This window comes from bacterium (genome assembly GCA_020440705.1).
In the GTDB taxonomy this organism is placed as follows: Bacteria; Krumholzibacteriota; Krumholzibacteriia; order LZORAL124-64-63; family LZORAL124-64-63; genus JAGRNP01.
Genome location: JAGRNP010000003.1, coordinates 40773 through 54842 on the forward strand (window position 1 = coordinate 40773; position 14070 = coordinate 54842).

Below are 14070 nucleotides of genomic sequence, written 5' to 3' on the forward strand. Positions count from 1 at the left end.
CCAGGAGGAAACATGCGGCTGGCCTTCCTCTCCATCGGACGCCACATCCACACCGAACGCTGGATCCGGTGGTTCGCCCGGCGGGGGCACGACTGCCATCTGCTGACCGTCCAGCCCGGCCCCGTCGACGACGTCACCGTCCACGATATCCGGCTGGGCACGGGTCCCAAGCCCTGGCGCTACTACCGGACCCTCGCCAAGGTCAGGCGGATCCTCGGGCGACTCGAACCCGATCTGCTGAACACGCATTTCCTCACCGGCTACGGCTACTGGGGCCATTTCTCGGGCCACCATCCCAACGTCCTGACCGTCTGGGGGGACGACGTCTACGTGACGCCCTTCGAGAACCGCCTGAAGCTGGCCCTGGCCCGGGCCGCCCTGCGCAGCTGCGACGCACTGACCGGGGACTCGGCGGATATCCTGGCCGTGGCGGCGGAGCTGGGGGCCGACCCGGAAAAGAGCTTCCGCATCCTGTGGGGAGTCGACTTCGAGGTCTTCCGTCCCGGGGCGGAGGCGGACTGGCGCGCCGCGCGGGGCTTCGGGCCGGAGGACATCGTCTATTTCTCGCCACGGAGCTACACCCAGCCCTACTACAACATCGACGTGGTCATCGCGGCGGCGGCGCGGGTGCGCGACCAGGAGCCGCGGGCCCGCTTCCTCTTCTCGGGCTACGAGGGCGATCCGGAACCGTTCCGGCGCCGGGTCGAGGCGGCGGGCATCGCCGATGTCACGCACATGGCCGGGCGGCTGGCCCACGACGAGTTCGCCGTCGCCCTGCGCGCGGCCGATGTCTTCATCTCCGTGCCGTCGGTCGACGCCACGGCCGTCTCCCTGCTGGAGGCCATGTCGTCCGAGGCGGCGATCATCGTGTCGAGTCTGCCTTCGTCGCTCGAGTGGGTCGCGGACGAGGCTTCGGCGTTGGTCGTCCCGCCCCGGAGCGAGGACGGCCTGGTCCGGGCGATGCTCCGGTTCGGCGCCGACGCCGGACTGCGCGCCCGCTGCGGCGCGGCAGCCTTGGCCTCGGCTCGCAGCCGGGTGGGTTTCGAGGCGAACATGGAGCTGGTCGCGGCCGTCTTCGGACATCTGACGGGTTCGGATCCGTGGCCGAGCGGGGCGAGCCTGGCGGCGCTGCGGCGGGAAGCCGGCGTCTGATGGAGCTCTCAGTCGTCATTCCGACCATGAACAAGGTCGGCCTCCTGGAACGCACCCTGGCGGCCCTGCGCAGGCAGGATGCCGAGGTGCCCGGGGGGTGGGAAGTCGTCGTGGTCGACGACGGCAGCACCGATGGAACGGCCCGCTTCCTGGCCGGGCAGGAGAATTGGGGGATCCCGGCGCTCCAGGTGGTCTCGCCCCCGCGGAACGTGGGGCGGGCCCGGGCGCGCAACCTGGGCGCGCGGTCCGCCCGGGGGCGCTGGATCCTGTTCCTGGACGACGACATCGTCGCGCCACCGGGGCTGGTGGCCGCCCATCTGGCGGTGCTCCGGACCGGCGAGCGCATCGGCACGATCGGCCACGTGCACACGGCGCCCGAGGTGGTCGACGGCCCGCATTTCCACTACCTCGACACCCGCGGCGTGGCCAAACTGGCGGCGGGCGAGGCCCCGGCCCGCTACTTCGTCACCCAGAACGCCGCCGTCCCGCGCGACGCGTTCCTCGACGTGGGCGGCTTCGACGAGGAGTTCTCGGCCTACGGTTTCGAGGACATGGAGGTGGCGTTCCGTCTCGAGGACCGGGGAGGCGTGCGGTTCCGCGTCCTGGCCCGTCCCGTCCCGGTCCACGTGCACCACCACACCTCGGCGGAGTACTTCGCCAAGAAGGTGGAATGCGGACGACACTCCCTGCCTCATCTGGCCCGCCTGCATCCCCACCGCATCGGGGAGATGCGGTTGCACCTGGTGGTCGACACGCAACCGCCCATCTCGCCGGGAGCGATCGGACGTCTCGTGCGCTTCCTGGCCCCGACGCCTCTGGCCCGGGATCTGCCCCGTCTGCTCGACGGCTGGCCCCGGAACGGGGCGCACCGTCCCCTCCTGGCACCGCTCTATTGCCGGCTGATGGATCTGGCGGTCCTGCTGGCCTTCCGCCGCGGAATCCTGGAATCTGGCAGAAGTATCTGACAGTTCGACTGCCAGAATTGTCATGTTGGCAGGTCGTGCTGCGACCAGCTGCTGTTCCGTTTGCGACCGCAGATCAGCCTATGGATTATATCTAATTAATTGGCAATAGTTTAACTGCTTCCTGGTTGGATTTCCGGGGGCGGCACGCAAGTTGTATGGCGGTGGCCGTGAGAAACGACACCAACCATCCCACCAAGGGAGTCTGAAGCATGGGCAAGATCATCGGTATCGACCTGGGCACCACCAACAGCGTCGTCTCGGTCATGGAGGGCGGCGAGTCCAAGGTCATCCAGAACAAGGAAGGCAACCGCACGACTCCGTCGGTCGTGTCGTGGAACAAGAACGGCGAGCGTCAGGTGGGCCTGCTGGCGAAGCGGCAGGCCGTGACGAACCCGACCGACACGGTGTACTCCGTGAAGCGTTTCATGGGGCGTCGGTTCGACGAAGTCGCGACCGAGATCAGCGAAGTGCCCTATGAGGTGATCAAGGGCAAGAGCGGCGAGGTCCGGATCAAGACCAGCCAGGGCGAGTTCTCGCCGCCCGAGATCAGCGCGCAGATCCTGCGCACCCTCAAGGAGACGGCGGAGGAGTACCTGGGGCAGACGGTCACCGACGCGGTCATCACCGTGCCCGCGTATTTCAACGACGCCCAGCGGCAGGCCACCAAGGACGCCGGCAAGATCGCCGGGCTCGAGGTCAAGCGCATCATCAACGAGCCCACGGCGGCGGCCCTGGCCTACGGGCTGGACCGGAAGAAGGCCGAGACCATCGCGGTGTTCGACCTCGGCGGCGGGACCTTCGACATCTCGATCCTCGAGATCGACGAGGGCGTGTTCTCGGTGCTCGCCACCAACGGGGACACCCACCTCGGCGGCGACGACTTCGACCAGCGCATCATCGACCACCTGGTCGATACGTTCGTCAAGAACGAGGGCATCGACCTGAGCAAGGACGCCATGGCCCTGCAGCGTCTGAAGGAGGCTTCGGAGCAGGCCAAGCGGGAGCTGAGCACGGCGAGCCAGGCCGAGATCAACCTGCCCTTCATCACGGCCGACCAGAACGGCCCCAAGCACCTGACCTTGACCCTGACCCGGGCCAAGTTCGAATCGCTCGTGGAGGACCTGGTCCAGCGTGCCGTGCGCCCGTGCGAGGCGTGCCTGAAGGACGCGGGCCTGTCGCCGGCGGACATCGACGAGGTGCTGCTGGTGGGCGGTTCGACGCGCATTCCGGCGGTCCAGAAGAAGGTCGAGGAGATCTTCAAGAAGGAGCCCAACCGGACGGTGAACCCGGACGAGGTCGTGGCCATGGGCGCCGCGATCCAGGGCGGCGTGCTGGGCGGGGAGGACGTCGACATCGTCCTGCTCGACGTGACGCCGTTGAGCCTGGGCATCGAGACCCTGGGCGGGGTCATGACGAGGCTGATCGAACGGAACACCACGATTCCGACAAAGCAGTCTCAAGTTTTCTCGACTGCGGCCGATAACCAGCCGACGGTGGACATCCATGTCCTGCAGGGCGAGCGGGAGATGGCGCTGGACAACAAGACCATCGGCCAGTTCCAGCTGACCGGCCTGCCGCCCGCTCCCCGCGGTGTGCCCCAGATCGAGGTGACCTTCGACATCGATGCCAACGGCATCCTGTCGGTGAGCGCCGTGGACAAGGCGACGGGCAAGGAGCAGTCCATCCGGATCCAGGCGTCGAGCGGGCTGACCGACCAGGAGATCGAGCGGATGGTCCACGATGCCGAGGCCAATGCCGAGACGGACAAGGCCCGGCGGGAGCTCATCGACACCCGCAACGAGGCCGAGGCGCGGGTGCATCAGGCCCGCAAGAGCATGACCGACCTCGGGGACGATCTCGACTCCTCGCTCAAGGAGAGCGTAGAGAACAAAATCAAGGCCCTCGAGGAGGTCCTCACCAGCGACGACACGGCGATGATCCGGGCGGCGAGCGACGCCCTGATGACGGCTGTCCAGGAACTGGCGAGCAAGGCCTACGAGAAGGCTGCCGCGGCCCAGGGCGGGTCGACGAACGTCCACGACGACGGTGGCGCGGCCCGGACCGACGCCGGTGGCGGCGGTGGGGACGACGGCGCCGTCGATGCGGACTACGAGGTGGTCGACGAAGACAAGAGCTGATTTTGGTTGACGGCTTGCAACAAGGTGCTAAGGTCGGGTGCCGGGACGAGTTCCCGCACCCGGCCGCGCATCTTGGACGCATTCGTTCCCACAAAATCAATTCGGACCAAAAAAGTCTTTGACCGCCTGGAATCCATTGGTTAGAGTGGCCTTCTCAACCACAGGAATCATTCGCATTAAGGTCCGAAACGGGAGGGAATCGGATCCGCAGGGGGATGGCGCGCAAGGTTTCCTGGGCCGGCGGACCGGATCGCTCCGGGGCTCCGGCAAGCGACTCCCGCGGCGGTTCCGGGGCGTTCGGAAATAGGACGAGGAACCGGGAACTTTCACCCTGCAGCGGCGTATCGGACGGGCAACCGACGATTCGACACAGGGAAAAAGGATACCTGGCGAGTCAAGATTCTTCGAGTCGAAAACCAACGAGTTGATGGCCGCAGGTCGGGCGATTCGGCCCTCGGATGCTGCGGTGACCATAGAAGACGGGAGGGCGCGGCGTGTACGAAGTGGAACTCAGCAGTGACCGTCGGGAAGACCCCAGCCTCCAGCACTACCTGCAGACCATCGGGAAGCACCGGCTCCTGACCCGTGAAGAGGAGTTCGAGCTGGCCCGGCGGATCCGCGAAGGCGACAAGGCGGCACTCGATCGCCTGGTCAACTCGAACCTGCGGTTCGTGGTGAGCGTGGCCAAGAAGTTCCTGAACCAGGGCCTCAGCTACATGGACCTGATCGCGGAAGGGAACATCGGCCTGATCACCGCGGCCAAGCGCTTCGATGAGCGGCGGGAATTCCGCTTCATTTCGTACGCCGTGTGGTGGATCCGCCAGGCGATCCAGAAGGCGATCGCCGAGCAGACCAACACGGTCCGGCTGCCGATCAACCGGTCGCAGCAGGCCATGAAGATGAAGCGCGTCTCGCAGCAGCTCGAGCAGAAGCACAAGCGGCAGATCGACGAATCGGAGATCGCCGAGGAGATGCAGCTCGATCCGCGCAAGATGAACCAGATCCGGGCGGCCAGCCGCCCCCTGATGAGCCTGGATCAGCCCCTCTACGACGAGGACGTGACCCTGGCCGACACCCTCTGCGATCCGGAGGAGCTGACCCCGGATCAGGGCTACGTCTCGGCCGAACTCATCCAGGAGCTCAGTGACGCCATGGACCTGCTCTCGCCGCGCGAGCGCGACATCGTGACGCGCTACTATGGACTGGGCAGCGCGGAAACGGCCTCGCTGGAGACCATCGGCCAGGACATCAACCTGTCGCGGGAGCGGGTGCGCCAGATCCGCAACCAGGCCCTGACGAAGCTCCGTCAGCACGGGCACGGCGAGCGGCTGGTCGACTACCTGACCTGAGCCGGGCGATTCCGGAATACGGTCCGGAGCCGGGTCACGGATTTTCCGTTGACAAGGCTCCGGACTTTTATATTATTTCGCGTCCCGGTGGGCGATTAGCTCAGTTTTGGTTAGAGCGCTTGTTTGACAGACAAGAGGTCACAAGTTCGAATCTTGTATCGCCCACCACCGCCAAACTTTCTGGATGAGCGCCCATTCCCGTTGCCGAACCCGGCGCGGGGATTTTTTTTAAGGGGATATCCGGCGGAGCGCCGATCGTAGGGCGCGCCGCGAACCAGGGCCCGACCCGAGGATGGAACAGCCAGATGTCGATGATCAGCCTGACCCTGCCCGACGGCAACAGCGTGGAGATCGAGAAGGGTGCGCCCTATGGCGACGCCGTGCGCAAGATCGGTGAGGGGCTGTATCGCAATGCCCTGGCCGTGACCGTCGACGGCACCAACCATCCCCTGGACGAAGCGGCCACCTCCGGGGGACTGCTCAAGGTCATCACCCGCAACAGCGACGAGGGGCTGCAGACCCTGCGGCACTCCGTGGCGCACCTGATGGCGTGGGCGGTCCAGGACCTGTACCCCGGGGTGAAGTTCGCCTTCGGCCCGGCCATCGAGTCGGGCTTCTACTACGACTTCGACCGGGGCGAGCCGTTCACCGAGGAAGAGCTGACGGCCATCGAGAACCGCATGCGCGAGCTGGCCCAGCGGAAGGTGCCGGTGGTGCGCGAGGTCGTCACGCCGGCCCAGGCCCGGACCATGTTCGCCGACCAGCCCTACAAGCTGCAGCAGATCGAGGATCTCGAACAGCTGGGCGAGGAGTTCTCCATCTACCGCATGGGGGAATTCACCGACTTCTGCGAAGGGCCGCACGTGGCGGACAGCAGCGATCTGAAGGCCTTCAAGCTGCTGAACGTCTCGGCCGCGCACTGGGTCAAGGACCACGATGCGCCCATGCTCCAGCGCATCTACGGGACGGCGTTCTTCAAGAAGAAGGACCTCGACGACCATCTCGTGATGCTCGAGGAGGCCAAGAAGCGCGACCACCGCAAGCTCGGGCGCGAGCTCGACCTGTTCGGCATCCAGGAGGAGGCGGGTGCCGGCCTGAGCTTCTGGTACCCGCGCGGCGACGTGATCCGGGAGCAGATCATCGAGTTCTGGAAGCGGATCCACCGCGAGCGCGGCTACCGCACCGTGACGACGCCCCACATCTACCAGGCCGGCCTCTGGGAGACCAGCGGCCACATGCAGTTCTATCGCGACGACATGTACGTCTTCGAGCAGGACGGCAAGCCGATGGTCGTCAAGCCCATGAACTGCCCCGGGCACATCCTGATGTACAAGCGCAAGACCCGCGGCTGGCGCTCGCTGCCGGTGCGCCTGGCCGAGCTGGGCACCGTGTACCGGGCCGAGGACCAGGGCGCCCTGCACGGCCTGCTGCGCGTGCGCGGATTCACCCAGGACGACGCCCACATCTTCTGCACGCCGGAGCAGCTCGAGGACGAGGTGGCCGGGTGCATCCAGCTGGTGAAGGACATCCTGGGCACCTTCGGCTTCCACGAGTTCAAGGTCGAGCTCTCGGTGCGGGACAGCCAGGACACGAGCAAGTATGCCGGCACCGACGAGGAATGGGAGGCCGCCGAGGCCTCGCTGGTCAAGGCCATCGTGAAGGCCGACCTGACCTACACCCGCGAAGAGGGCGAGGCCGTCTTCTACGGGCCCAAGATCGACGTCAAGCTGATCGACGCCATCGGACGCAAGTGGCAGACGAGCACCATCCAGTTCGACTTCAACCTGCCGCGGCGGTTCAACGTGACCTACACCGACAGCCACGGTGAGGACCGGTACGTCTACATGGTGCATCGGGCCATCCTCGGCTCGCTCGAGCGCTTCATCGGGGTGCTGACCGAACACTTCGCCGGGGATTTCCCCCTGTGGCTGGCGCCGGAGCAGATCCGCGTCATGTCCGTCAGCCGGGACCAGCACGACTACGCGCGGCAGGTGTGCGCGGAGCTGCGGGCCCGCGGCGTGCGGGCCGAGGTCGACGACCGGGATGAGAAGATCGGCTTCAAGATCCGGGAAGCCGAAGTGCTGCGGGTGCCCTGGATGGCCGTGGTCGGCGGCCGGGAGGCCGAATCGGGCGAAGTTTCGCTGCGGATCCGGCATCAGGGCGACCAGGGAGCCCGGAAGGTGGCCGACGTGGCCCAGGATCTCCTTGACGCGGTGGCCGCCAAGCGCTAGTTTATGGCGATTCCAGCGCCGCGCCGGGATGGGTAGGTGCGTCCTCCAGTGGAGGCGGCCCCCGGCGGGCGATACCAAGCAGAGGTCCGCCCTCTCACCGTAGCTGGCCCGTGGTCTGTGACCGCGACGGTCCGGAGCGGTTTCAACCCGAATGTCGTGGGGCCAGTCCCTGCGTATTCGTTGGCGGACCATCGTGTCCGCCTTTTTTCGTGGGCGGCCGCCATCCTGCCTGGTCACGAGTGATTCCTTTCAGGAGGTCTGGCTTATCAAGGGGAACAAGGTGACCCGGGTCAACCGGATGATCAGGATCCCGCGGGTGATGGTCGTGGACGAGAACGGGGAGCAACTGGGCGTCCTCGAGACTCTGGAAGCACTGAACATCGCCGAGGAACGCGGGCTCGACCTGGTCGAAGTGGCGCCCACCGCCCGTCCGCCCGTCTGCAAGATCATGGACTACGGCAAGTTCAAGTACGAACAGGCCAAGAAAGCCAAGAAGGCGAAGCAGGCGTCGCACACGGTCAAGGTCAAGACGATCCAGTTCCGACCCAAGACCGACGACCATGATTACCAGTTCAAGAAGAAGCACATCATCAGCTTCCTCGAGGCCGGCAACAAGGTGAAGGTGCAGATGCGGTTCCGGGGGCGGGAGATCACCCACCTGGATCTGGCCCTCGACTTCCTCAACCATCTGGTCGCGGAAGTGGCCGAGTACGGGACCCCCGAGTCGAAGCCCCAGCGCGAAGGCCGCCTGATCACCTTCGTCCTGGCCCCGGTCAAGGCGCGCACGAAGGCGCCGGAGGCCCAGTAGTTTCGAAGACCCGCGCGCCTGCCGGCCGCGGAGAACAACCGCGCCGCCCCGACGGGCGGCAACAGGAAGGCGGCGCCCGTCGGGCGGCGCCCCCGGAGAGGCAGAGAAGATGGGCAACAAGATGAAGACCAACCGCGCCGCCGCCAAGCGCTTCAAGGTGACCGGCAGCGGTCGCGTGAAGCGGAGCAAGGCCTACCACGGGCACCTGTTCACGGCCAAGAGCCCCAAGCGCCTGCGCAACCTGCGCAAGAAGTCGACGCTCGCGGGGGTCGACGAGGCGCGCGCCAAGCGCATGCTGGGTTGCGGCTAGCATTTCCTGAGACAGAAGTGCCCGGCGCGTGGCGCGGGGCCTGGCAGCATTGACGACACCCGACCCAGAGGAATGCGGTGCCGCCACGGGCGGATCGCGCGCGGGTGAACGAGGAGGCGAAAGATGCCGAGAGCAACAAACAATCCGGCCGCCAAGCAGCGGCGGAAGAAGTACCTGAAGCGGGCGAAGGGTTTCGTCGCGAGCAAGGGCAGCACCTACCGGCTGGCGCGGGAGACCGTCGATCGCGCCCTGGCGTATGCGTACCGCGACAGGCGCACCAAGAAGCGCGAGTTCCGGCGCCTGTGGATCACCCGCATCAACGCGGCCGCCCGCCTGAACGGCATGAGCTACAGCCACTTCATGAACGGGCTGAAGAAGGCCGAGATCGACATCGACCGCAAGGTGCTGGCCGATCTCGCCGTTCACGATTCCCCGGCCTTCGCCAAGCTGGCCGAGGCCGCGAAGGGCGCCCTGTAGGCTCGACGCCGCTCCGGGACTCGGCCCGCACCGGGCGAGTCAGATGTCACGCCGATCGGGAACCCGCTTCCCGATCGGTGTGCTTTTTGCGATCCGATCCGAACCGCGCCGGCGTGCCGGCGCAAGGAGACCCGACATGAAGGACACCATCGCGCGGTTGCGGAGTGAAGGGGCGGCGCGCATCGCGGCGGCCGCCACCGCGGCTGAACTCGAGTCCGTGCGCGTGGCGCTGCTCGGGAGGAAAGGCGAGCTGACCGGCCTGCTCCGCGGCCTGAAGGACGTTCCCGACAGCGAACGTCCGGCCGTGGGCGCGGATCTGAACCGCGCCAAGGTGGCCCTGGGCGAGCTGCTGGACGAGCGGGAGCGGGACATGAAGCGTGCGGCGGCGGCGTCCGGCGCCCGCTACGACCTGACCCTGCCCGGCAAGCCGCCGGCCGCGGTGGGCACGACCCACCCCCTCGCGTCGGTGCTCGAGTCGATCTGCGACATCTTCTACGGCATGGGGTTCAGCCGGGGGGACGGACCCGAGGTCGAACTCGACTACTACAACTTCACCGCGTTGAACTTCCCGGACGACCATCCGGCGCGGGACATCCAGGACACCTTCTACATCAACGACAAGGTGTGCCTGCGCACCCAGACCTCGCCCGTGCAGGTGCGTTACATGGAACGCCACGAGCCGCCGCTGGCATGCATCTTCCCGGGCCGGGTCTACCGCAACGAGACGGCCGACGCCTCGCACAGCTCCGAGTTCTACCAGATCGAGGGACTCGTGGTGGACCGCGAGATCAGCATGGCCGACCTGAAGGACACGGTGGACACCTTCGTGCGGAACTTCTTCGGTGCCGCCGAGCCGACGCGCTTCCGGCCGCACTACTTCCCGTTCACCGAACCGTCGGTCGAGGTCGACATGCAGTGCGTGAAGTGCGGCGGCGCCGGGTGCGGCGTGTGCGGCCAGACGGGCTGGCTGGAGATCATGGGGGCGGGGATGGTGCACCCGAACGTCTTCGGTTTCGCCGGCTATCCGGCCGACCGGTACACGGGGTTCGCCTTCGGCATGGGCATCGACCGCATCGCCATGCTGAAGTACGGCATCGACGACATCCGGCTGCTCTACGAGAACGACCTGCGGTTCCTGAACCAATTCCGAGGTGTGCTGTGAAAATCAGTCTGGACTGGCTGCGCGAGTACGTGGCCTGGGACGACACGCCCGCCGAGCTCGCGCGCAAGCTGACGGCCGCCGGCCTGAACGTCGAAGGCATCGAGGAATTCCGCCAGAGCTTTCCGGACGTGGTGATCGCCCATGTGACGCACCGGGAGCAGCATCCGGACGCGGACCGGCTGAGCCTGTGCCGCGTCGACGACGGCAGCGGCGCCGAGGTGCAGGTGGTGTGCGGCGCACCGAACGTGCGCGCGGGGCTGACGGTGCTCTTCGCGCGGGTGGGCGCGGTGCTGCCGGGCGACTTCCGCATCAAGAAGTCGAAGATCCGCGGTGTCGAGAGCCACGGCATGATCTGCTCGGCGACCGAGCTGGAGCTGGGCGCGGACAGCGCGGGGATCATGGAACTGGACACCGACCTGCCGCCGGGCACGAGCGCCGACGTCCTGTACGGTTTCCACGACACCGTGCTCGACATCGAGGTGACGCCGAATCGTCCGGACTGGCTGAGCCACGTGGGGGTCGCCCGCGAGGTGGCCGCCATCTACGGCACCAAGATGAGCCTGCCCCAGCGGTGGAATCCGCAGCAGAGCGGCGAGAGCCTGGGCATGAAGGTGAAGATCGAGGACTACGCCGCGTGCCGGCGGTTCACGGCCTTCGGGGTGCAGGGCGCCGAGCTGAAGCCGTCGCCCAAGTGGATGCAGGATCGTCTGCGCGCCATCGGGAGCCGTCCCATCAACAACATGGTCGACATCACGAACTACGTGATGTTCGAGGTCGGGCAGCCCATGCACGCCTACGATCGGGCCAAGCTGTCGGGCGGCACGATCACCATCCGGCGGGCGGCGGAGAAGTCGAAGGTCGTGACCCTCGACGACGTCGAGCGCGAGGTGGAGCCCGGCACCCTGCTGATCTGCGACGAGAGCGGACCCGTGGGGCTGGCCGGGGTGATGGGGCTGGCCAACAGCGAGGTCGGCGCGGACACGACGGAGATCCTGCTGGAGAGCGGCTTCTTCGACCCCATGCTCGTGCGCAAGGCGAGCCGCGGCATGGGCCTGATCAGCGAGGCCTCGTACCGCTTCGAGCGCGGCGCGGACTGGGACATGGTCGAGTGGGCGGCGCATCGGGCGCTGCATCTGTTCCACGAACTCGCCGGTGGCCGGGTGGTGCCCGACTGGGCCGACCGGGGCGATCCGGAGCACAAGCCGGCCGAGGCGATCCCGCTGCGCGTGGGCCAGGTGAACCGCCTGCTGGGGACGGAGATCACGGCCGACCAGGCGGCCCAGTACCTGCAGGCGCTGGGCCTGAAGGTGCAGCCCATGGGGAACTCGGGCTCGGTCACGGGCAATGCGGTGAACATGATGGTCGAGATCCCGTCCTACCGGCGCGACCTGGCCCAGGAGGTCGACCTCATCGAGGAGATCGCCCGCAGCCACGGCCTGGACAACCTGCCGTCGGGGGGGCAGTTCCGGGGCAGCGCGGGCGGGGTGCGCCGCAGCGACGAGCGGGCGCTGAACCGCGCCCGCACCTGGTTCGCGGCCTGCGGCTACGCCGAGATGGTGACCTCGAGTTTCATGGACGAGAAGGACCACGACCGCATGGGGCTGCCGGCGGACGATCCCCGGCGGCGGACGGTCTCGGTCATCAATCCCCACCACGGCGGGGACACGAGCCTGCGGACGGTGATGCTGCCGTCCCTGCTGGAGGTGGCCTGCCGCAACCTGAACGCCGGCGCACCGGCTCCGGTGCGGCTGTTCCAGATCAACCGGACCTTTCTCGCGGGCGGGGCGGGCCGCCCGGACGCCCGCCATCCCGACGAATCGCTGCTGCCGGAAGAGCCTCTGTTCCTTCAGTTTGGCGTCGCGGGTTCGCGTGAGACCGGAATGGGCGGCGTGCCGGCCGACCTGCTCGAACTGAAGGGCACCCTGGAGGCCCTGGCCACCTTCCTGCGTCTGCCCCTGCGTCTGGAGCCGGGCGGCGACGAGGTGGGGTTGCAGCCGGGCGCCCAGTGGCGCGTGCGGGACGGCGCGGATCGCGTGGTGGGAGCGGCCGGCCGGGTCGATCCCGAAGTGGCCGAGCGCTTCGACATCGACGCCCCGGTGGCGGTGGCGGAGATCCGCCTGACGGGACTCGATCTCGAGCCCGCGGCCATGCGTTTCGAACCCTTCACCCGCTTCCCGGCCGTCAAGCGGGATCTGTCGCTGCTGGTCCCCGCCGGGGTCAGCTTCGGGCAGGTCGCGGCAGCCGTGACGGCGGCCGGCGGGCCGCTGCTCGAAACGGTCGATCTGTTCGATATCTACCGTGGCCAGGGTGTTCCGGAAGGCTTTGGCGCCTATGGAATTCGCTTGAAGTTCCGTTCGGCTAAGGGTAGTTTGAAGGGGAAGGCCGTCGACAAGGCCATCGAGGGCATTCTGGGCGGTCTGAAGGGTGATCTGGGCATCGAGGCCCGGGTCTGACGTCCGGTGCCGGACCATCTGTCAAAACACGTGATCACGGAAGAGAGCGGACCAGAATGGACAGCAATCTCAGCGCCTTGGAGGCGAAGGTTCTCGAAGCCGTCGAACTGATCAAGGAACTGCGGGGCGAGAATCAGCGACTGGCGAACCGGAACGGCGAGCTGGAAGCGCGCTGCGAGGAGTTGGAAGGCCGCGTGGGCGGTCTCGAGGACGACAACACGCGTCTGACCGAGGAAATCGCCGAGGCGCGCCAGATGGCGGACTCGGCCGGCGATTTCGAGGAGAAGAGGAAGGAAATCGAGGACAAGGTCGGCGGGCTTCTTTCGAAGCTCGAGGCCCTGGGCTAGGCTCCCGGAGACGGTCGTCCGGAGACGGGCGCACCGGGAGAGAGGCCGGTCCTCGACCGGATGCGGAGAGCGGATCAACCGGCTCGAAAGCGGAAAGCGGTCCATGCGGGAAAATGATAGCGTCACCGTGACCATCTTCGGCCAGGAGTACTCCCTGCGGGGGGACGCCGATGCCGAGTATGTCCGCGAGGTGGCCCGGTTCGTCGATGAACGCATGCAGGATGTCGCGCGCAACTCCTCGATGGCGTCCACGGCCAAGGTGGCCATCCTGGCGGCCGTCAACATCGCGGACGAGCTGTTCCGCGAGCAGAAGCGGCGCCACGACAGCCAGGCCTCCCTGGAGGACCGGTCCGTCGAACTGACCCGCCTGCTCGCCGGCGAACTGGCCGGAGGCGACGGCGCCGCCCGTGAGGCGGCGGCCGGCGGTCCCGATAGAGACGGTAAGGATTCCCTGCCCGGCACGTGATGTGTCGTACAAGTGAGCCAACACTTCCTAAGCGGGATTCCGGAGTTTCCGACCGAGCCCCATGCCCTTTCGGGGGACGGGTCGAGGGAGGAACAGGAAACCCACCTGGAGCAACTCGGTTCAGTTGCTCCGACTCACACGACCGGGCGGGGTCCTTTCCCTCACGCTTCCACATCCCCTTCCACAGCAGAGATTGTCCGTGAATCGGGAGG

Annotated in this window: 11 protein-coding genes, 1 tRNA gene, 1 other RNA gene and 1 pseudogene; all 14 read left to right on the plus strand. The window is 67.0% G+C overall.

Going from position 1 to position 14070, the window contains the following annotated elements:
- Positions 1-12 precede the first annotated feature (12 nt).
- The 14 genes and pseudogenes from KDM41_01135 (at position 13) to ssrS (ending at position 14015) form a co-directional block, all read left to right on the plus strand.
- Positions 13-1152, plus strand: a complete 1140-nt coding sequence (locus KDM41_01135; GenBank protein ID MCB1182011.1) for a glycosyltransferase — start codon at positions 13-15, stop codon at positions 1150-1152.
- Positions 1152-2117: a glycosyltransferase gene (locus KDM41_01140; protein ID MCB1182012.1), complete on the plus strand. Its 966-nt coding sequence runs from the start codon at positions 1152-1154 to the stop codon at positions 2115-2117. The genes KDM41_01135 and KDM41_01140 overlap by 1 nt, the downstream gene beginning before the upstream one ends.
- A gap of 209 nt (positions 2118-2326) precedes the next feature.
- Positions 2327-4255 (plus strand): molecular chaperone DnaK, encoded by a 1929-nt coding sequence (dnaK, locus tag KDM41_01145; protein ID MCB1182013.1) that lies wholly within the window; start codon positions 2327-2329, stop codon positions 4253-4255.
- Positions 4256-4749: 494 nt separating this feature from the next.
- A complete protein-coding gene (locus KDM41_01150) occupies positions 4750-5604 on the plus strand; it encodes an RNA polymerase sigma factor RpoD/SigA (protein MCB1182014.1) in 855 nt (284 codons plus the stop codon).
- Positions 5605-5693: 89 nt separating this feature from the next.
- Positions 5694-5772, plus strand: a tRNA-Val gene (locus KDM41_01155).
- A 143-nt stretch (positions 5773-5915) separates the two neighbouring features.
- A complete protein-coding gene (gene thrS, locus KDM41_01160) occupies positions 5916-7835 on the plus strand; it encodes a threonine--tRNA ligase (protein ID MCB1182015.1) in 1920 nt (639 codons plus the stop codon).
- A 151-nt stretch (positions 7836-7986) separates the two neighbouring features.
- Entirely contained in the window at positions 7987-8643 is a 657-nt protein-coding gene (infC, locus tag KDM41_01165) for a translation initiation factor IF-3 (GenBank protein ID MCB1182016.1), read from the plus strand.
- A 109-nt stretch (positions 8644-8752) separates the two neighbouring features.
- Positions 8753-8953, plus strand: coding sequence for a 50S ribosomal protein L35 (gene rpmI / locus KDM41_01170; GenBank protein ID MCB1182017.1), 201 nt, complete (start codon positions 8753-8755; stop codon positions 8951-8953).
- Positions 8954-9076: 123 nt separating this feature from the next.
- Positions 9077-9430 (plus strand): 50S ribosomal protein L20, encoded by a 354-nt coding sequence (gene rplT, locus KDM41_01175; GenBank protein ID MCB1182018.1) that lies wholly within the window; start codon positions 9077-9079, stop codon positions 9428-9430.
- A gap of 136 nt (positions 9431-9566) precedes the next feature.
- Positions 9567-10592 carry a phenylalanine--tRNA ligase subunit alpha gene (gene pheS / locus KDM41_01180; GenBank protein ID MCB1182019.1) on the plus strand — a complete coding sequence of 342 codons (1026 nt, stop codon included), beginning with the start codon at positions 9567-9569 and terminating at the stop codon, positions 10590-10592.
- Complete coding sequence (locus KDM41_01185) at positions 10589-13045, plus strand: phenylalanine--tRNA ligase subunit beta (protein MCB1182020.1); 2457 nt, start codon at positions 10589-10591, stop codon at positions 13043-13045. The genes pheS and KDM41_01185 overlap by 4 nt, the downstream gene beginning before the upstream one ends.
- Positions 13046-13101: 56 nt before the next feature.
- Positions 13102-13392 (plus strand): cell division protein ZapB, encoded by a 291-nt coding sequence (zapB, locus tag KDM41_01190; protein MCB1182021.1) that lies wholly within the window; start codon positions 13102-13104, stop codon positions 13390-13392.
- A gap of 103 nt (positions 13393-13495) precedes the next feature.
- Positions 13496-13753: pseudogene (locus KDM41_01195) on the plus strand (cell division protein ZapA).
- Between the two features lie 84 nt (positions 13754-13837).
- Positions 13838-14015, plus strand: a non-coding RNA gene (gene ssrS, locus KDM41_01200) — 6S RNA.
- The last annotated feature ends 55 nt before the right edge of the window (positions 14016-14070 follow it).